Annotated in this window: 16 protein-coding genes; 8 read left to right on the forward strand and 8 right to left on the reverse strand. The window is 64.1% G+C overall.

Features of this window, described 5'->3' with window-relative positions; all coding sequences use genetic code 11:
• Positions 1-1,238: 1,238 nt before the first annotated feature.
• Positions 1,239-2,939 (forward strand): group II intron reverse transcriptase/maturase, encoded by a 1,701-nt coding sequence (gene ltrA, locus B9Z01_RS32265; RefSeq protein ID WP_085489642.1) that lies wholly within the window; start codon positions 1,239-1,241, stop codon positions 2,937-2,939.
• A 157-nt stretch (positions 2,940-3,096) separates the two neighbouring features.
• Positions 3,097-4,026: an ornithine carbamoyltransferase gene (argF, locus tag B9Z01_RS32270; protein ID WP_085489600.1), complete on the forward strand. Its 930-nt coding sequence runs from the start codon at positions 3,097-3,099 to the stop codon at positions 4,024-4,026.
• Between the two features lie 224 nt (positions 4,027-4,250).
• Here the strand turns inward: argF and murB are convergent, their stop codons facing one another.
• Positions 4,251-5,342, reverse strand: a complete 1,092-nt coding sequence (murB, locus tag B9Z01_RS32275) for a UDP-N-acetylmuramate dehydrogenase (RefSeq protein ID WP_085489601.1) — start codon at positions 5,340-5,342, stop codon at positions 4,251-4,253.
• Positions 5,343-5,541: 199 nt separating this feature from the next.
• Between murB and B9Z01_RS32280 the strand changes: the two genes are divergently transcribed.
• Positions 5,542-6,027, forward strand: a complete 486-nt coding sequence (locus B9Z01_RS32280; protein WP_085489602.1) for a YajQ family cyclic di-GMP-binding protein — start codon at positions 5,542-5,544, stop codon at positions 6,025-6,027.
• Positions 6,028-6,215: 188 nt separating this feature from the next.
• Here B9Z01_RS32280 and plsY read toward each other — a convergent pair whose 3' ends face one another.
• Positions 6,216-6,851: a glycerol-3-phosphate 1-O-acyltransferase PlsY gene (plsY, locus tag B9Z01_RS32285; protein ID WP_085489603.1), complete on the reverse strand. Its 636-nt coding sequence runs from the start codon at positions 6,849-6,851 to the stop codon at positions 6,216-6,218.
• Positions 6,852-6,987: 136 nt separating this feature from the next.
• Complete coding sequence (gene ybaK / locus B9Z01_RS32290; RefSeq protein WP_085489604.1) at positions 6,988-7,479, reverse strand: Cys-tRNA(Pro) deacylase; 492 nt, start codon at positions 7,477-7,479, stop codon at positions 6,988-6,990.
• Between the two features lie 105 nt (positions 7,480-7,584).
• Between ybaK and B9Z01_RS32295 the strand changes: the two genes are divergently transcribed.
• Positions 7,585-9,147 (forward strand): class I adenylate-forming enzyme family protein, encoded by a 1,563-nt coding sequence (locus B9Z01_RS32295; protein ID WP_085489605.1) that lies wholly within the window; start codon positions 7,585-7,587, stop codon positions 9,145-9,147.
• A 116-nt stretch (positions 9,148-9,263) separates the two neighbouring features.
• On the opposite strand, the gene xerD is transcribed toward B9Z01_RS32295, so the two are convergent.
• The 3 genes from xerD to queG all read right to left on the reverse strand — a co-directional run bounded on the left by xerD (position 9,264) and on the right by queG (position 12,168).
• Positions 9,264-10,217: a site-specific tyrosine recombinase XerD gene (gene xerD, locus B9Z01_RS32300; RefSeq protein ID WP_085489606.1), complete on the reverse strand. Its 954-nt coding sequence runs from the start codon at positions 10,215-10,217 to the stop codon at positions 9,264-9,266.
• Positions 10,214-10,684: a methylated-DNA--[protein]-cysteine S-methyltransferase gene (locus B9Z01_RS32305; protein WP_085489607.1), complete on the reverse strand. Its 471-nt coding sequence runs from the start codon at positions 10,682-10,684 to the stop codon at positions 10,214-10,216. Before B9Z01_RS32305 ends, xerD begins: the two co-directional genes overlap by 4 nt.
• A 158-nt stretch (positions 10,685-10,842) precedes the next feature.
• On the reverse strand, positions 10,843-12,168 hold the full coding sequence (gene queG, locus B9Z01_RS32310) for a tRNA epoxyqueuosine(34) reductase QueG (RefSeq protein WP_085489608.1): 1,326 nt from the start codon (positions 12,166-12,168) through the stop codon (positions 10,843-10,845).
• A gap of 17 nt (positions 12,169-12,185) precedes the next feature.
• On the opposite strand from queG, the gene tsaE reads away from it, so the two are divergent.
• Positions 12,186-12,773, forward strand: coding sequence for a tRNA (adenosine(37)-N6)-threonylcarbamoyltransferase complex ATPase subunit type 1 TsaE (gene tsaE, locus B9Z01_RS32315; RefSeq protein WP_085489609.1), 588 nt, complete (start codon positions 12,186-12,188; stop codon positions 12,771-12,773).
• Entirely contained in the window at positions 12,755-14,362 is a 1,608-nt protein-coding gene (locus tag B9Z01_RS32320; RefSeq protein ID WP_085489610.1) for an N-acetylmuramoyl-L-alanine amidase, read from the forward strand. Before tsaE ends, B9Z01_RS32320 begins: the two co-directional genes overlap by 19 nt.
• Before the next feature lie 20 nt (positions 14,363-14,382).
• Here B9Z01_RS32320 and B9Z01_RS32325 read toward each other — a convergent pair whose 3' ends face one another.
• Complete coding sequence (locus tag B9Z01_RS32325; protein ID WP_085489611.1) at positions 14,383-15,264, reverse strand: EamA family transporter; 882 nt, start codon at positions 15,262-15,264, stop codon at positions 14,383-14,385.
• A gap of 267 nt (positions 15,265-15,531) precedes the next feature.
• On the opposite strand from B9Z01_RS32325, the gene B9Z01_RS32330 reads away from it, so the two are divergent.
• Both B9Z01_RS32330 and trxA read left to right on the forward strand, forming a co-directional pair.
• Positions 15,532-16,407 (forward strand): pirin family protein, encoded by an 876-nt coding sequence (locus B9Z01_RS32330; RefSeq protein ID WP_085489612.1) that lies wholly within the window; start codon positions 15,532-15,534, stop codon positions 16,405-16,407.
• A gap of 131 nt (positions 16,408-16,538) precedes the next feature.
• A complete protein-coding gene (gene trxA, locus B9Z01_RS32335) occupies positions 16,539-17,387 on the forward strand; it encodes a thioredoxin (RefSeq protein ID WP_085489613.1) in 849 nt (282 codons plus the stop codon).
• Between the two features lie 142 nt (positions 17,388-17,529).
• Here the strand turns inward: trxA and tcdA are convergent, their stop codons facing one another.
• Positions 17,530-18,399, reverse strand: a complete 870-nt coding sequence (gene tcdA / locus B9Z01_RS32340; RefSeq protein ID WP_085489614.1) for a tRNA cyclic N6-threonylcarbamoyladenosine(37) synthase TcdA — start codon at positions 18,397-18,399, stop codon at positions 17,530-17,532.
• Between the last annotated feature and the right edge of the window lie 123 nt (positions 18,400-18,522).

Consider the following 18,522-nt stretch of genomic DNA (forward strand, 5'->3'; position numbering starts at 1 on the left):
GCTTTCTCCGTCTTTTCGCCGACTCGTCAAACAGGACGAAATCCTTTATGCTGGATTGAGTTGTGCGACACGACGCTCGCAGTAGTCGTGTAGAGGAGACAACCTCTCTAAAAATCAAGCCTTTGGAAAGGCTGAGCTTTCCTTAAACAATCTCAGCGCCCGTAGTAAGTCACGGCTCGGCCCCTTGGTAGACATTGCATTGCGTCTACATATAGGCCGTGGGATCGGTTCGCCGGTTCGGGGTTCCTTTGGGACAGTCTACTGTCCCTATCAAGTGGTCGCATGAAAAAGCGGGATCAGTACGGTGTAAATGCAGTCCGTCGCGATATCACATCCATCGTGGATGGGTTTGTCGGGATGAGAGCTGACCTCCGTCGCATTGCTAAAAGACTCGACGACCTTCGTTGGTTCGTTGGTGGCTTAGCGGTTGCGAGTGTGGTGGCTGCTGGCTTGGCGAAGCATTTCATCGGGTAAAACTGTCCGTCATTTCATGTACGACGCGAGCGAAAGCTCTGTCTGTCATTGTTCAACCTACCGGCTGTATCCATTGGTAGGCAGCGAACCTGCTATACGACTAGCAGTAGCCTACGGAGACATGCGTCACTGGCAACGGTGAGGTGTGAAGCTCTCCTGACAACGTAGCCCCCGGTACCGGGCAAGGCGAAACCGTGAGGTATAGCCTTGGAGACTCCCAGCAGCAAGGGGGTTGAGGAGCTAGGCTGGCTGGCATGGGCAACATATGTGAACTGCTGATAAACCTCGTAAGCATGCGTTGTGCCGAAGCTGCTACTGGCACTGACCAAAGGGTACGTGATTGGCTAACTCGCTGACTCGTCGGGTTACGTCGTCGTTACAATCACCGGGGAATAGGCAGGCCCTAAACCAGTCGTGTGACAGATAGGGAACGTGGTAAGCCTGTATGACTGCCCGGGACGAACGTCTCTGGCAGGTGAACCGCAAGGAACACTGTTGGCCATGCAGGTATGGGAGGACGGAAAAAGCGAATGTCGGACTGTAATGGTTCGGATAGGGGTTGAGACATTACCTCACGCGAAAGCGGGCAGACTTCCGTCTGGTCTACCGTCGCAGGACGGCTGACTACCCTTTGACTCGAACTATCGTCGGGTGCAGTACACCGACAATTTATCTGGATTCCCTTGCGGGAGCGAAATTGGCTCCCGCAAGGGGACAACTTCGTTCTCCTGCTCGGGAATTTTTTTTTCGAGAAGGAGAGCAGCATGAAAGTATCGATCCGTAAGGATGGATCTGCGCTTTCCCACGCACTGGACAACTGGTACGCCATAGACTGGCGACGAGTTGAACGGAACGTGAGAGGGATGCAGATTCGAATTGCGAAGGCTACGCAGGAAGGCAACTGGCGCAGAGTGAAGGCACTGCAACGGATGCTAACCCGCACGTTGTCCGCCAAGGTATGGGCGATACGACGCGTTACGCAAAACCAAGGTAAGCGAACGGCTGGAGTCGATCGTGAGCTATGGGACACGCCTGAAAGCCGATGGCTCGCCGTCGGCAAGTTGAGGCGGCGCGGATATAGACCTCTGCCATTACGGAGGGTCTTTATCCCCAAGGCGAATGGGAAGATGCGCCCGTTGGGCATCCCGACCATGCTGGACAGAGCGATGCAGGCTCTGTACTTGCTCGCTTTGGAGCCAGTGGCAGAGTCAACGAGCGATCCGAATTCTTATGGCTTTCGGAAGAATCGTTCGACGGCTGATGCTATGGCCCAAATATTCCTCTCTACGTCCAAGAAGGTTTCGGCAACTTGGATTCTGGAGGCGGATATTAAAGGCTGCTTTGACCATATCAACCATGACTGGTTGGAAAACCATGTCCCGATGGACAGGGCGATCCTCCGGAAATGGCTGAAAGCTGGCTTGATTTACAAAGGTCAGCTTCAGGCGACGGAAGCCGGTACGCCGCAGGGGGGTATCATTTCCCCAACGTTGGCCAATGTGACGCTAAATGGCCTGGAACGAGAACTGATAGCGCACCTCGGTGCAAAGTTCGGACTCGCGAAGGTTAAGAAGCTGAAAATCAATGTTGTACGGTACGCGGATGACTTTGTGATAACCGGCGTGTCAAAAGACGTGCTGGAAACTGAAGTCCAACCTTGGGTCGAAGCATTCCTTGCTGTACGAGGGCTGCAATTGTCCGAGGAGAAGACGCGAATCGTGCATATTGACCACGGTTTCGACTTCCTTGGGTGGCATTTCCGCAAATATCGCGGAACGTTACTCATCAAGCCGAGCAAGAAAAACGCGCAAGCGTTCTATCGCAAGGTGGTGGAAGTGATTAGCGGCAACAAGACGGTAAAGCAAGAGGAGTTGATTCGCTTGCTGAACCCGATGCTACGTGGTTGGGCGCAGTATCACCGCCCCGTGGTGGCCAAGGCGACGTACAGCCGCATGGAGTACCTGATTTTTCAGAGACTCTGGCGGTGGTCGAAACGGCGACATCCACAGAAGAGCCGCGACTGGATCAGGAAGAAATACTTCCATTCGGTTGGGGCGCGGAATTGGGTGTTCGCCGCTCCCGTGGTGAAAGACGACGGCAGTAAGGGCTTACTGGAGCTGTACCAGATCACCGGTACTCCGATTCAGCGGCACAAGAAGGTCAAGGGAGCATACAATCCTTTCGACCCGCAATGGGAACAGTACGGCGAGCAACTTCGACAGGCGCGGCTGGAACAATCCATGTCGTACCGGCGCGAATGGGTTACGCTGTATATGTCTCAAGGTGGTTTGTGTGCGCTGTGCGGTACGGAGTTGACAGAGGAAACGGGTTGGCATGATCATCATCTGGAATACCGGATGTATGGCGGCTCGGACGCGCTGTCTAACCGTGCTCTCTTGCACCCGCATTGCCACCAGCAAGTGCATAACCTGAATGTTGTTGTAACTAAGCCGGTTCTCCAATAGGAGAGCTTCGTCAATAGGCTCGAGCCGGATGCGGTGAAAGTCGCAAGTCCGGTTCCAAGGGGGCTCCTCTTCCGTAAGGAAGGGGGGCTACCCTCCACCACAAACGACGGCGGCGCAGTCCGGCAACCCTGCCGGGTGAGACCGCCGTATTTGTTTCATGACCGCCAAGAAAATTCGCCACTACCTGCAGTTCAAGGATTTATCGCTCGAAGACTACGAGTACGTGCTGGAACGCGCGCGCATTCTGAAACGCAAATTCAAGAACTACGAGACCTATCACCCGCTGCATGACCGCACGCTGGCGATGATCTTCGAAAAGAATTCGACGCGTACGCGCCTGTCGTTCGAAGCCGGCATCTTCCAGTTGGGCGGCCACGCCGTGTTCATGAGCACGCGCGACACGCAGCTCGGCCGCGGCGAGCCGATCGAAGACGCTGCGCAGGTCATTTCGCGCATGGTCGACATCATCATGATCCGCACGTTCGGGCAGGACATCATCCAGCGCTTTGCCGAAAATTCGCGCGTGCCGGTCATCAATGGGCTTACCAACGAATATCACCCGTGCCAGGTGCTCGCGGACATCTTCACGTACTTCGAACATCGCGGCCCGATCCGCGGCAAGACGGTCGCATGGGTCGGCGACGCGAACAACATGCTCTACACGTGGATCGAAGCCGCGCAGATTCTCGGCTTCAAGCTGCGCCTCTCCACGCCGCCCGGCTACAAGCTCGACCGCGCGCTGGTCGCCGCGGAAAGCGCGCCGTTCTACGAGGAATTCGACCACCCGAACGAGGCCTGCGCCGGCGCCGATCTCGTCACCACCGACGTCTGGACCAGCATGGGCTTCGAGGCCGAAAACGAAGCGCGCAAGAAGGCCTTCGCGGACTGGTGCGTCGACGCCGAGATGATGGCGCGCGCCAATCCCGACGCGCTCTTCATGCACTGCCTGCCCGCGCACCGCGGCGAGGAAGTCAGCGCGGAAGTGATCGACGGCCCGCAAAGCGTCGTGTGGGACGAAGCCGAAAACCGTCTGCACGTGCAAAAGGCGTTGATGGAATTCCTGCTGCTCGGCAAGCTCAACCACTGAGCCAGGCCGCCGAGCGACTCGCGAGGCGCCCGCGGGGAACGCGACGGGGCATTTTGAATACGAGGCAAGGTGTGCGCGCCGGCGCAACAATGCAACGCTTCAGGAGCACAAACGCCCACGCAGCAGCACAGTCACGGACGGAATGTAAAAAGGCGCAGGGAGAAAACTCCCGGCGCCTTTTCCATTTCTACCGTTCCCGCTCCGGCAAATACCGCAGCCGCGCGTTACAGGCAAACCGGCTCGGACTCCAACTCCACACCAAACTTTTCCAGCACGTCACGCTGAATCGCCTGCGCAAGCGCCAGCACTTCCGCACCGCTCGCGCCGCCGCGATTGACAAGCACGAGCGCCTGCCGGTCATGTACGGCCGCCGCGCCCATCGCATGCCCCTTCCAGCCGCACCGGTCGATCAGCCAGCCCGCGGCAAGCTTCACGCGGCCATCCGGCTGAGGATAAGACACGACATCCGGCTCGCGGCGCTTCAGCGCATCGAACTGCGCCGCCTCGATCACCGGATTCTTGAAGAAGCTCCCCGCGTTGCCGAGCTCCAGCGGATCGGGCAGCTTTGCGCGCCGCACGGCGACCACCGCATCGAAGATGGCCTGCGCGGTCGGCTGCAGGCCCGCGCCGTCGGCCTTACCGGCGCTTCCCGCATGACCTTGCGCCGCCAGCTCGCGCGCCAGATCCGCATAGCCGGCGCGCGGTTGCCACGCCTTCGGCAAACGGAACGTCACCGACGTAATCACGAAACGCCCGCGCCCTTCCTGCTTGAAGAAACTGTCGCGGTAACCGAAGCGGCACGCCTGCGCGTCGAGTTCGACCGCCTCGCCCGTCGAGAGCTCGATTGCCCGCAACGACGCGAAACGCTCGCACATCTCCAGCCCGTAGGCGCCGATGTTCTGGATCGGCGCCGCGCCGACCGTGCCCGGAATCAGCGCGAGGTTCTCGAGGCCAGGCAGCCCCTGCGCCAACGTCCACGCGACGAACTCGTGCCACGGCTCGCCGCCGGCTGCTTCGACATACCACGCGTCCTGATCCTCGCGCACGACGCGCCGGCCGCGCAGCGCGACCAGCAGCACGAGCCCGGCGAAGTCGCCGGTCAGCACGACGTTGCTGCCGCCGCCAAGCACGAGGCGCGGCAGGCCGGCAACGCGCGGATCGCGCACCGCAGCCAGCAACTGCTCTTCATGCTCGATCAGGCACGCAAGCTGCGCGCGCACGTCGAAGCCGAAGGTGTTGTGCGCCTTCAACGGATAGCCGGCGAAAAGAGCGGCGCAAGCGGAGGTGGAAGCGGCGGCGGAATCGGATTGGGACATCGGAACGAGAACAGGGAAACGTCGCATGACGACAAAGTAGCGCCCCCTGGCCGGATCGGCCATCTCGCGACGCTGCGCGACAGCCTTGGGCAAAAGGGAGTGGCGTCGGTAAAATGACGTCCGGTCCGTGATTATAGCGAGTGCACCGTGAGCAGCCGACCGGCCGCGTCACGCATCGCCGCACTATTGGGAGAATGCAATGCCATCGTTTGACGTCGTCTGCGAAGCGAACATGATCGAAGTCAAGAACGCGATCGAGCAGTCCAACAAGGAAATTTCCACGCGCTTCGACTTCAAGGGGTCCGATGCGCGCGTCGAGCACAAGGAAAACGAACTCACCGCATATGCCGACGACGACTTCAAGCTCGGCCAGGTGAAAGACGTGCTGCTGTCGAAAATGGCGAAGCGCAACGTCGACGTGCGCTTCCTCGACTACGGCAAGATCGAGAAGATCGGCGGCGACAAGGTCAAGCAGGTCATCAAGATCAAGAAGGGCGTATCCGGCGACCTGTCGAAAAAAATCGTACGCCTCGTGAAGGACAGCAAGATCAAGGTTCAGGCGAGCATTCAAGGCGACGCGGTGCGTGTGACCGGCGGCAAGCGCGACGATCTGCAAAGCGTGATCGCGCTGCTGCGCAAGGACGTGACCGATACGCCGCTCGACTTCAACAACTTCCGCGATTAAGCGGCGAGACTAAGCGGCGAGATGCGCGCGAGGCTGGCAACGAGCCTCGCGCTAAAGCCCGGACGGCAGCCGCCGCGGCGTCGGGATGCCTTGCATCGGCCATCCGCGCCGAAACCGGCGTCGAGACGCAACGTGCTCGCCGCACACGACTCCGGCCACTTCAGCCGCTCCTGCCCTGCAGCCCTGCCTCAAAGATCGTTGCCCGCAGCCGGACTCGCCGCCTTCTTCTTGTCGCCGATACGGCTCTCCTGCCCGCGCATCAGCTTCGCAATGTTGCCGCGATGGCGCCACACGAGCAGCGCGCTCATCACGAGAACCGCCAGCGCGATGATGCGCGGCCCGAACAGGAACACGTAAAAGAGCGGCGCGAACACGGCGGCGCACAGCGCCGCCAGCGACGAATAGCGCGTAAAGAACGCAACGATGATCCAGGTCAGCAGCGTGGCGACGCCAAGCGTCGGGTTGATGGCGAGCAGCACGCCCGCGGCGGTCGCGACACCCTTGCCGCCCTTGAAGCGGAAGAAAACCGGATACAGGTGGCCGAGAAACACGGCAAGCGACGCAATCGCCACCGACCTGTCGTCGAGCCCGTAACGCGCGCCGAAATGCACGACCAGCCACACCGGCAGCCAGCCCTTGAAGGCGTCGCCGATCAGCGTGAGAATCGCCGCCTTCTTGCTGCCGCTGCGCAGCACGTTGGTGGCGCCCGGGTTGCCCGAGCCGTACGAACGCGGATCGTCGAGACCCATCGCGGCGCTCACGATCACCGCGAACGAGAGCGAACCGACCAGATAGGCAACGATAGCAACGATCACATTTTGCATGTGGGACTCTTATAGGAATCGCGGTCTGACACTCGACACCCCAACCGCCTCAGGGCACGCCACTCGAAACAGGGCGGCGCACATTCTACCGAACACATCCGCGAAGAAAGTATTCAGGCCGGCACCAACCCGAAAGTCAATCGACGCTTGCGCACTGCACCGGTCTGGCCGCCAGCAGATCCGTGAGCACCTTCGGCTCGACGCTCACGAGAAAACCGCGCCGCCCGCCATTCAGCCAGATTTTGTCCATCTCGAGAATGCTCGACTCGACGTACACGGGCATCTGCTTGCGCGTGCCGAACGGCGACGTGCCGCCGATCAGGTAACCCGAGTGCCGGTTCGCGACGTCGGGCTTGCACGGCTCGACGCGCTTCGCGCCGATCTGCCGCGCGAGGTTCTTCGTGCTCACGGTGCGGTCGCCGTGCATCAGCACGATCAGCGGCTTCGCGTGCTCGTCTTCCATCACGAGCGTCTTCACGACATGATGTTCGTCCACGCCGAGTTGCCGCGCCGATTCGCCGGTGCCGCCGTGCTCGACGTAGTCGTAAGGATGTTCGCCGAACGCGACGCCGTGGCGGCGCAAAAGCTGCGTGGCAGGCGTTTCGGAGACATGTCTGGATTTGCTCATCGGCGCATTGTAATGGCGAGTTCGTACAACGGCTATTTGCCGACCGGCCAATTGTGCGGGCCCGGCGATTGTGGCACGATCGTTCGCGAATAACAGGAGGCAGCGATGAGCCCAGCTTCATCCATCCGTTCCACGATCGACATTCCCGCATTGCTGGCCGCCCTGCCCGCGCGCATCAGCGAGATTGCCGCGCTCGCCGCCGCGCGTGATCCGCAGCACGTCGCGCTGATCGAGGATGCGCGCCGCCTGACCAGCGCGCAACTGCTGGAAGCCGTCGACGCCACCGCCGCGCTGCTGCGCGGATGGGGCGTGCGCGGCGGCGATCGCGTGATGATCGTCGCGGAAAACAGCATCGCGCAGATCGTGCTGCTATTCGCAACCGCGAAGCTCGATGCATGGGCGCTCGTGTCGAATGCGCGCCTGTCCGCAGCCGAACTCGACTCGATCCGCGCGCATGCGCAACCGCGCGTCGTCGCCTATGCGGTGGAAAGCTCCGCCGACGCGCGCCAGCATGCGCAGCGGCACGAGGCGCAGAGCGCGCCCGCGCTCGCGCCGGACATCGGCGCATGGTCGTATGCGGTGGACAGCACGGTGCAAGCCGAACCCGTGGAAGCCGCGAACCACCGTCAATGCGCGGCGCTGATCTACACGACCGGCACCACCGGCGCGCCGAAGGGCGTGATGCTGTCGCACCGCAATCTGTTGTACATCGCCGCGGTGTCGAGCCAGCTGCGCGAGGTCGGGCCCGGCGACGTCGTCTATGCGGTGCTGCCTATTTCGCACGTGTACGGTTTCGCGTCGGTGTGCCTCGGCAGCCTGCATGCGGGCGCGACATTGCGGCTCGCACCGCGCTTCGTGCCGGAAGCGGTGCGCCGCGCGCTCGCCGAAGAGCGCGTGTCGATCTTCCAGGGCGTGCCGGCCATGCACGCGAAGCTGCTCGAACATCTGCAGACGCAGGGCCACGCGTGGTCCGCGCCGCAACTGCGCTTCGCCTATTCGGGCGGCTCGCCGCTCGACGCCGCGCTCAAAGCGCAGGCCGAAGCCGTCTACGGTCTGCCGCTGCACAACGGCTACGGGATGACCGAAAGCAGCCCGACCGTCTCGCACACGATGCTCGATGCGCCGCGCGGCGACTGCTCGGTCGGCGAGATCATTCCCGGTGTCGAGGTGAAGTTCGTCGGGCTCGATGGCATCGAAGCGGCGCAAGGCGAGATCGGCGAACTGTGGGTGCGCGGGCCGAACGTGATGCTCGGCTACTACCGCAGCCCCGAGCAAACGCGCGCGGCCGTCACCGAAGACGGCTGGCTCAAGACCGGCGACCTCGCGCGCCAGGACGCGGATGGCGCGCTGCATATCGTCGGGCGCAGCAAGGAGCTCATCATCCGCTCGGGCTTCAATGTGTATCCGGCCGAAGTCGAGCATGTGCTGAACGCGCATCCGCAGGTCGTGCAGTCGGCGGTGATTGGGCGCGCGGTCGAGGGCAACGAGGAAGTGATCGCGTTCGTCGAGCTGGTTTCCGGCGCGACGGTCACGCCCGCGGAATTGATCGCGTGGTGCGGCGAGCGGCTCGCGCCATACAAACGGCCGGTCGAACTCAGAGTGCTTGCGGCGTTGCCGGCTGCATCGACCGGCAAGATTCTGAAGCACCGGCTGCGCGAGTTCCTCTGAAACGGCGGGTGCGGCGGTTAGTCTGGTCAGGCGGGCTGGGTCGAGCGCGCGCCGAACCCGCACCGAACCCGCGTCAGGCCCACGTCAAACCGCCTCGAGCTCGCATCGAGCTCGCATCACCCGCGCGGATGATGCTGCGCATGCAGCGACTTCAGCCGCTCGCGCGCGACGTGCGTGTAGATCTGCGTGGTCGAAATATCGGTGTGGCCGAGCAGCAGTTGCACGACGCGCAGGTCCGCGCCGTGATTGAGCAGATGCGTCGCGAACGCGTGCCGCAGCGTATGTGGCGACAACGGCGCATGCACGCCAGCCGCCGCCGCGTGGCGCTTGATGATGTTCCAGAACTGCTGGCGCGTCATGCCTTCCGCACGGGTCGTCACGAAGAGCGCATCCGCCGCGCGCTCGCCGAGCAGCGCTGGGCGCGCGTCACGCAGATAACGTTCGATCCAGTCGTGCGCCTCTTCGCCGAACGGAATCAGGCGCTCTTTCGAGCCCTTGCCGGTCACGCGCACCACGCCATCGTTCAGGCTCACTTCCACGGTCTTCAGCGTGACGAGTTCGGTCACGCGCAGACCGCTCGCGTACATCAGCTCGAGCATCGTGCGATCGCGCAGGCCCAGCGGCGTATCGATATCGGGTGCGCCGAGCAGCGCTTCGATCTGCGCTTCGCTGAGCGTCGACGGAAAACGCGGCGGCTGTTTCGCCGAGCGGATGCGCAGCGTCGGATCGAGCGCCGCGCGATGCTCGCGCACCGCCCACGCGTAATAACGGCGAAACACCGAGAGCCGCCGGTTCGCCGAGGTCGCCTTGTCTTTCTGGCGCGCTGCGCTGTAGGCAGTGAGGTCGGCTTCGCTCGCGGTATCGAGCGACGCGTTGCGCGCGTGCGCGAGCCATTCGCAGAAGAGTCGCAAGTCGCGGCGATACGCGTCGAGCGTGTTGCGCGACAGGCCGTGTTCGAGCCACAGCGCGTCGCAGAATGCATCGATCGACGCGGAACTCGTGAGCAGAAGCGGCGACGCGCTCGCCGCGTCGCCGGCCTTCTTACTGGTATCCGTCACGCTCGTGCTCATGCGTACGGAACGCCTTCATGCGCGAGCAGCCAGCGCTTCACGTTGCGAAAGAAACCATCGCCCGCATGATGCGCGAATCCGCCGATGCCGCTCGAACTCACGACGCGGTGACACGGAATCACGATCGGAAAGAAATTCGCGCCGCACGCCTGGCCGACCGCGCGCGGCACGCTGCCCAATTGCCTCGCGAGCTGCCCGTAGGTGAGCACGACGCCGGGCGGAATCTCGCTGATTGCCTGCCACACGCGCCGCTGGAACGCGGTGCCGCACTCGGCGAGCGGCAGCTCGAACTTCGCGGACGCGCGCTCGAAGTAACGCTCGATCTGCTCGGCGGCTTCGCGCGCGAGCGGTGTATCGGGCGCGACATTGCGCGTCGATTCCGGCAGATAGACGATCTCGCGCACGGCGTCGCCCTCGAGGCGGATGCCGACCTTGCCGAACGGCGCGTCGATCACTGCGTTGAACATGATTGCCTGCTCCTTTACCTGCGCCCCTACCTGCGCCCCTACCGCGCGGCTGAAGGTTTGCGCTGCGGGTTCGCATTGCACGTTCGCCACGTGACGTGCCTGCGCCTTCCTGCACGCGCGCCACGAAGGCAACCCAACCGCCGCGAATTGCCGCTACTTTACGCCGCTTCCAGCGCCCACTCCACATGCTCGCGCACGACGGCCGAAGGGTCGCCGGCGCGCTGCCTCAATGCCTGCACGATCGCCGCGCGAGCCTCATCGCCAAGGCTTCCGGGCGCAGCGCGCAACGCATTGCCCATACCCACCGCGAGATTGCGCAGCCAGCTTTCGTAGCCGATGCGGCGAATCGCGCTGCCCTGCATGCGCGTGTCGAATTCGTCCGCGCTCCACGCGAACAGCTCGACGAGCGACGCGCGATCGAGCCCGTGCCGCACGTCGAAATCGGCGAGCGGCGCGGCCTGCGCGAACTTGTTCCATGGACACACGAGCTGGCAATCGTCGCAGCCATAGACACGATTGCCGATCAGCGGCCGCATGTCCAGGGGAATACTGCCCTTCAGTTCGATCGTCAGATAGGAGATGCAGCGGCGCGCGTCGACCTTGTAAGGCGCGACGATCGCGCCGGTCGGGCACGCGCCGAGACAGCGCGTGCAACTGCCGCAATGCGAGCCCGGCGTTTCGGGCGCGGCTTCGGGCGAGGTTTGCGCATCGGTCGGCAGGGGGATGTCGACGTAGATTTCGCCGAGAAAAAACAGCGACCCGGCATCGCGCTGCAGGAGCAGCGTGTGCTTGCCGCGCCAGCCGATGCCCGCCTTCTGCGCGAGTTCCACTTCGAGCACCGGCGCTGAATCGGTAAACACGCGATAGCCGAACGGCCCGATCGCCGCTTCGATTTTCTCGGCCAGATGTTGCAAACGATTACGCATCACCTTGTGATAGTCGCGGCCGCGCGCATAGATCGACACCACCGCCGCCGACGGGTCCGCGAGCCGCGCATGCTCGGCCGCGCGCCAGTCGCGTGTGCGTGGCGTGTGCTGCGCGTCTTGCGGCGCGCTTCCAGACACGCTTTCGGGTGCTTCATACGCACCCTCGTACGCACCCTCGCTTGCCTCTTCCCACGCACGTCCGGGTGCGCTCCCGGCAAGCGTCGACGCAGGCAAATAAGCGATGCGCGCGGTAATCACACGTCGCGTGCCGGCCACAAGCTCGGCCGGCCGCGCGCGTTTCATGCCGTGTTTCGCCATATAATCCATCTCGCCGTGGCACCCCGCTTCGAGCCACGCCGCAAGCGGCGCTTCAGCGGCGCAGAGATCGGTGTCGCTAATGCCGATCGCCCCGAAGCCCAGTTCGCGGCCCCACGTCTTGATGTCGAGCGCGAGCGCACGGAGCGCTGCTTCGTCGAAACGAGGCATATCACGAGGGGTCGGCTCGGCATCGGCCGATGCGCTCATGCAGGACACAGAGGACGTCGGACTTCGGTTCATCACGCTATTTTACGAGAATGCCTGTCAATCCCGATCACGCGCACCTGCCGCCCGCTCCCGTCCTGCTCGAACGCTCCTTCGCGCTCGCGGACGAAGCCGCCACGCACGCGTTCGGAGAGCGTTTCGCACAGGCGATCGAAAGCGTGCGCGAGGCAGCGCAGGACCAGCAGCCCGCGCAAGAGCCTGAAGCGGCGAGGGGCCACGCATTCCACGGCCTGCAGGTGCAACTCATCGGCGACCTCGGCGCCGGCAAAACCACGCTCGTGCGCGCAACCTTGCGCGGTCTCGGTCACACCGGCCGCGTGCGCAGTCCCACCTATACGCTCGTCGAACCTTATGTGCTCGAGCGGCCCGCTGGGGAACTCGCGCTCTATCACTTCGATCTGTACAGATTCAGCGATCCGGCCGAATGGGCCGACGCGGGCTTTCGCGAATATTTCGACAGCGGCGCGATCTGCCTCGTCGAATGGCCGCAGCGCGTGGGGCCGCTGCTTGGCGTACCGGATCTCGTCTTCTCGCTCGCGCTCGACGGCGAAGGAGACGCACGCGTACTCGTCGCACGGGCATATAGCGAATCAGGAAAGGCATGTCTCGAAAGATGTTGATCAAACCGTTCCACTCGATCGAATCCGCGGCGGGCGCCACGCATAACTGGCGGCGCCGCCAGATTCTGCGGGCGGGCGCGTCGACGCTCGTGCTCGGCCTCGTCGCGCCGCGCCTCGCGTGGGCGAGCTCGGTGCTCGGCGTGCGCGTGTGGCCCGCGCGCGACTACACGCGCGTGACGATCGAATCCGATCAGCCGCTGCAGAACACGCAGCAACTGCTGCAGGGACCGGACCGGCTCGTCGTCGATCTGAACGGCCTCGATCTCGATCAGGAGCTCAAGGATCTCGTCTCCAAAATCACGCCGAACGATCCGCAAATTTCGTCGGTGCGGGTCGGGCAATATCAGCCGCACGTGGTGCGCATGGTGTTCGACCTCAAGGGTTCGGTGAAACCGCAGGTGTTCACGCTGCCGCCGGTCGGCACGTACAAGTACCGGCTCGTGTTCGACCTGTATCCGGCCGTCGCACCCGATCCGCTCATGGATCTGCTCGCGCAGACCGAGCGCAAGCAGCAGGCGCTCGACGCGGAAAACGGCGCGCCGCCCGCCACGCTGAGCGGCCCCGGCTCGACGCCGCCCGCCGACAACAGCGAGGCGTTCTTCGAGCACTATGCGCAGAACGGCGGTGGCAACGACAGCAGCGGCAGCGCGTCCGGCGTGCCGCATCCTCCCGCGCATGGCACGGGGACGCCCACTGCGCCGATCATCGCGGGTAGGCAGGCCACACCGTCGGCGCCGCTCGCGCCGCCCGCCGCGATCGCGCGCAACAAGGGCGGCAATGGCAGCGGCAGCACCGCGCGCGGCCTCGACGGCAACGATCTCGGCGGCAGCGACGACGCCTACGCGTTCAGCACGCCGAAACCGGGCAGAAGCAACACCGTGCGTCTGCTGACCGTCGCGATCGACCCCGGTCACGGCGGGGAAGATCCGGGCGCGATCGGCGGCGCGGGCACTTACGAGAAACACATCGCGCTCGACATCGCGAAGAAGCTGCGCGCGAAAATCGACGCGCAACCGAACATGCGCTCCATGATGACGCGCGACGCCGACTTCTTCGTGCCGCTCAACGTGCGCGTGCAAAAGGCGCGCCGCGTCGGCGCGGACCTGTTCGTGTCGATTCACGCGGACGCGTTCACGACACCCGATGCGAAAGGCTCGTCGGTGTTCGCGCTGTCCGAGCATGGCGCGACGAGCGCGGCCGCGCGCTGGATGGCGAACAAGGAGAACTCGTCGGATCTGATCGGCGGCATCAACATCAAATCCGCCGACGCCACCGTGAACCGCGCGCTGTTCGACATGTCGACCACCGCGCAGATTCGCGACTCGATGCGTTACGGCAATTTCGTGCTCAAGGAAATCGGCGACATCAACAAGCTGCACAAGGGCTCGGTCGAGCAGGCCGGCTTCGCGGTGCTGAAGGCGCCGGACATTCCGTCGATCCTCGTCGAGACCGCGTTCATCAGCAATCCGGACGAAGAGCGACGCCTGAACGACGACGCGTATCGCGACAGGATGGCGAGCGCGATCCTGACCGGCATCAAGCGCTATTTCGCGGCGAACCCGCCGCTCGCGAAGAACCGCATGACGTGAGCGAGGCGCGCCGCCGGCGCTCAGCGCGCCGGCATGAGCCGCTGCACGACCCAGCCGCCGAACACATTGACCGCGAGCCCCGCCATCACGAGCAAGGCCCCCGCGACCTGCATCGCGGATAACTGCTCGCCGAGCAGCAGCGACGCCGACGCGAGCCCGACGATCGGCACCAGCAGCGAAAACGGCGCGACCTGGCTCGCCGGATAGCGCGACAGCAGGCGGCTCCACAAGCCATAACCGACCAACGTCGCGATAAAGGCGAGATAGACGATCGCGAAAATCGACAGCGCGCTGATGCCGGTCAGCGCGGCGGCGATTTCCCGCGGCCCCTCGAACACGAGCGACGCCGCGAAAAACGGCAGCGGCGGAATCAGGCTGCCCCACACGACGAGCCCGACCAGATCGACCTTGCCGACCTTCTTCGTGACGATGTTGCCGAGCGCCCACATGCACGCCGCGCACAGCGTGAGCACGAAGCCGGCGAGCGACATCGTGTGGCCGCCTTGCAGGCCGATCACCGCAAGGCCCGCGGCCGCGATCAGCAGACCCGCGACGTTCGGCAAACGGAAGCGCTCCTGCAGAAACAGCGCCGCGAAGATCAGCGTGAAAAACGCCTGCGCCTGCAGCACCAGCGATGCGAGCCCCGCCGGCATGCCGACGTACATCGCCGAGAACAGGAACGCGAATTGCCCGAACGAGATCGTCGCGCCGTAGGCGAAGAGCCAGCGCCACGGCATCTGCGGCCGCCTGACGAAAAACACCGCGGGCACCGCGGCGAGCGTGAAGCGCAACGCGCCGAGCAGCATCGGCGGCACGCCATGCAAGCCCACCTTTATCACGACGAAGTTGACGCCCCACGCGAGCACGACGATCAACGCGAGCAGCAGATCCCTGGGCGACATCCCAGTCTCCAATATGATGGTCCGATCCGGCAGTTTAGCGGAGCGGGCGGCGCGGCGTGTGTGGTGGAGTGTGGGGTGGCGCGTGCACGCCGGGCACGCGACTGGCTATCCGTTATCGTCATGCCCCAGCCGTCATACCGGCCTGTTGCCCCGGCTCACCGCACCCTCGCCCGCCCGCTCGCTCCTTTGTTGACGTCGGCCGCGCGCGGCGCGCAGTAGAATCGTCGATTGAACCGCTCTCCTTTCATTCTCCCGTCGAGCCTGCCCATGACCTCCTCGATCAAAGCCGTCCTCAAACCACATCTGCGCGACGTCGGCAGCCTGACCGTGCGGCGTGTGCTGCCGGCCATGGCGGCGCGCCTGATCGGCCCGTTCATTTTCTTCGATCACATGGGCCCGGCCACCCTCGAACCCGGCGTCGGCCTCGACGTGCGTCCGCATCCGCATATCGGCCTCGCAACCGTCACCTATCTGTTCGAAGGCGCGATCATGCATCGCGACAGCCTGGGCTCCGAGCAGAAGATCGTCCCCGGCGACGTCAACTGGATGACGGCCGGGCGCGGCATCGTCCATTCGGAGCGCTCGCCCGCCGAGGACCGCGCGCACGGCCAGACGATGCACGGCATCCAGACCTGGGTCGCGCTGCCGCTCGCCGACGAAGAAACCGAGCCGTCGTTCGCGCATCACGCGGCCGACACGCTGCCGGTCGTCGAGCGCAACGGCGTGACGCTGCGCGTGATCGCGGGCACGGCGTTCGGCGCGCTCTCGCCGGTCAGGACGTTCTCGGGCACGCTGTACGTGGCCGCCGACTTCACGCCGGGCAGCGCGTTCGCGCTCGAGCCGGAGCACGAGGAGCGCGGCGTGTATCTCGTGGAAGGCGATCTCGAGATCGACGGCACGCCGCTCGAAGCGGGCCAGATGGCGGTGCTCGCGCTCGACGAAACGGTCACGCTAGCGAGCACGCACGGCGCGCGCGTGATGCTGCTCGGCGGCGAGAAGCTCGACGGCGAGCGCTTCATCGAGTGGAATTTCGTCGCGAGTTCACGCGAGAAGATCGAAGCCGCGAAGCTTGCGTGGACGAATCAGGAAATGGGCCAGGTGCCCGGCGAAACCGAATGGATTCCGCTGCCGCAGCACAAGTGAATGCGGTGGAGCCGCCGGCAAGACAGGCGCAGACCTAGCGCGCGCCACGGGCATCTGACGGCCCGCATTGAATTCACGCGATTCGGCCCAAGCTAGGCACGTACAAAACCGCTTTTATCGACGAGGACGCAATGGACACCACTCTGGCCACTTTCGAACAGGACGTCATCGCGGCGTCGACCCTGGCCCCCGTGCTGGTCGATTTCTGGGCGCCGTGGTGCGGCCCCTGCAAGAGTCTCGGCCCGATGCTGGAAAAGCTCGAAGTCGAAGCAGCCGGCAAATGGAAGCTCGTCAAGGTCAACGTGGACGAGAATCACGAACTGGCCGCGCACTTCCAGGTGCGCAGCATTCCGCACGTGATCGCCTTCGCCGACGGCCAGCCGGTCGATCAGTTCGTCGGCGTGCTGCCGGAAGGACAACTGCGCGAATTCATCGAGCGGCTCGTGCCGCAAGGCGCGCCGGCCGCGCGCGTCGAAGCGCAGACCGCGCTCGCCGAGGGCCGCCGCGAAGACGCATACGATCTGCTGCAGGCGGCGCTCGCGTACGACCCCGGTTTCGACGACGCGCGCATGGACCGCATCGAGTTGCTGCTCGAAGACAACCGTATCGACGAAGCGCGCAACGAAGTCGATCTGCTGTCGCCGAAAACGACGCAGGGCATCGACGCGCGTTTCAACGCGATCAAGACGCGGCTCGACGCCGTGGATGCCGCCGCGGACCTGCCGCCCACCGATGCGCTCGAAGCACGCGTCGCCGCGAATCCCGACGATCTCGAAGCGCGCTTCGATCTGGCTAGCGCGCTTATCGCACGCCGCAAATATGCGGGTGCACTCGAGCATCTGCTCGCGATCGTGCAGCGCGACCGCGCGTTCCGCGACGATATCGGCCGCAAGACGATGCTCTCGGTGTTCGATCTGGCCGCGCATCAGCCGGAGCTGGTGTCGCAATGGCGGCGTAAGCTGAGCGCGTCGTTGTACTGAGTTGCTGCGCCGGGTGGTCGTACCGGCCGTACTGAATCGTCGTATCGATCAGCGCTCGTTGCATGGCGCGGTTGCGGTGAATGCCGCAGCCGCGGCCAGCGTGCCTCGGCTTCGATGCGCCGCAAGCTCCGAAACGCCGCGCTCAAACAGCCGCCCGAGCCCTCGCCTGCTTCGCCAGCTCCCGCAACACATGCGCAGCCGCCGCAAAACCGAAGCTCGCGGTCACGCACACGCTCGAACCAAACCCCGCGCAGTTCAGGCCGACCGGCCCCGTGTGACCCGGCGACGTGCTCACGTGCTCGGCTTCCTCGTCGATATCGCAGACGGCCGCTTCCGGATAGATGAGCGGCTCGTCCGAATACACCGCGCTCACCTTGAACTTCGCCTTCGGCCCACGCGGAAAGCCATGCTGTTTGCGTAACTGGCCGCGCACCTTCGAGAGCAACGGGTCCTGGATCGTCAGCGCGAGATCGTCGATGCGGATGCGCGTCGGGTCGAGCTGGCCGCCCGCGCCGCCGACCGTAATCAGCGCCTGCTTGCGCTCGACGCACCATGCGATCAGCGCAGTCTTCGTGCGCACGCTGTCGATTGCGTCGATCACGTAATCGAAGCCGCCGCCGAGCGTCGCCGCAAAATTGTCCGGCTCGACGAAGTCTTCGACGAGCCGCACATCGCAATACGGATTGATCGCCGCGATGCGCTCGGCCATCGCCTCGACCTTCGGTTTTCCGTAGTTGCCGTCGAGCGCGTGAATCTGCCGGTTCGTATTGCTTTCGGCAACGTTGTCGAGATCGATCAGCGTAAGCACACCGACCGCGCTGCGCGCCAGCGCCTCCGCGACCCACGAGCCCACCCCGCCGATGCCGATCACCGCGACGTGCGCGCCTTCGAACGCGGCGAGCGCATCGGCGCCGTACAGACGCGCGATTCCGCCGAAGCGGCGCGCGCGGTCGGCGGTTTCATTCGCGTCGAGGCTGGTAGTAAGATCGGATTGCGCGGCGGTGCTGGACATGATGGCAGGGCTCGAAAACACGGATGGAACGGAAAGCGGCGGCGCTCCCGTGATGTGAGTGCAGGGCGCGCAGCCCGTATTTTGCCTGAAGGTCTCACCCGAACGTTTTGCCATCACGCTTCA

Source organism: Paraburkholderia susongensis (assembly GCF_900177725.1).
GTDB classification, from domain to species: Bacteria; Pseudomonadota; Gammaproteobacteria; order Burkholderiales; family Burkholderiaceae; genus Paraburkholderia; species Paraburkholderia susongensis.

Coding starts and splice junctions, on each gene's coding strand:
- ltrA (WP_085489642.1), top strand. CDS start 1,239: ATGAAAGTATCGATCCGTAAGGATGGATCTGCGCTTTCCCACGCACTG.
- argF (WP_085489600.1), top strand. CDS start 3,097: ATGACCGCCAAGAAAATTCGCCACTACCTGCAGTTCAAGGATTTATCG.
- murB (WP_085489601.1), bottom strand. CDS start 5,342: ATGTCCCAATCCGATTCCGCCGCCGCTTCCACCTCCGCTTGCGCCGCT.
- B9Z01_RS32280 (WP_085489602.1), top strand. CDS start 5,542: ATGCCATCGTTTGACGTCGTCTGCGAAGCGAACATGATCGAAGTCAAG.
- plsY (WP_085489603.1), bottom strand. CDS start 6,851: ATGCAAAATGTGATCGTTGCTATCGTTGCCTATCTGGTCGGTTCGCTC.
- ybaK (WP_085489604.1), bottom strand. CDS start 7,479: ATGAGCAAATCCAGACATGTCTCCGAAACGCCTGCCACGCAGCTTTTG.
- B9Z01_RS32295 (WP_085489605.1), top strand. CDS start 7,585: ATGAGCCCAGCTTCATCCATCCGTTCCACGATCGACATTCCCGCATTG.
- xerD (WP_085489606.1), bottom strand. CDS start 10,217: ATGAGCACGAGCGTGACGGATACCAGTAAGAAGGCCGGCGACGCGGCG.
- B9Z01_RS32305 (WP_085489607.1), bottom strand. CDS start 10,684: ATGTTCAACGCAGTGATCGACGCGCCGTTCGGCAAGGTCGGCATCCGC.
- queG (WP_085489608.1), bottom strand. CDS start 12,168: ATGAACCGAAGTCCGACGTCCTCTGTGTCCTGCATGAGCGCATCGGCC.
- tsaE (WP_085489609.1), top strand. CDS start 12,186: ATGCCTGTCAATCCCGATCACGCGCACCTGCCGCCCGCTCCCGTCCTG.
- B9Z01_RS32320 (WP_085489610.1), top strand. CDS start 12,755: ATGTCTCGAAAGATGTTGATCAAACCGTTCCACTCGATCGAATCCGCG.
- B9Z01_RS32325 (WP_085489611.1), bottom strand. CDS start 15,264: ATGTCGCCCAGGGATCTGCTGCTCGCGTTGATCGTCGTGCTCGCGTGG.
- B9Z01_RS32330 (WP_085489612.1), top strand. CDS start 15,532: ATGACCTCCTCGATCAAAGCCGTCCTCAAACCACATCTGCGCGACGTC.
- trxA (WP_085489613.1), top strand. CDS start 16,539: ATGGACACCACTCTGGCCACTTTCGAACAGGACGTCATCGCGGCGTCG.
- tcdA (WP_085489614.1), bottom strand. CDS start 18,399: ATGTCCAGCACCGCCGCGCAATCCGATCTTACTACCAGCCTCGACGCG.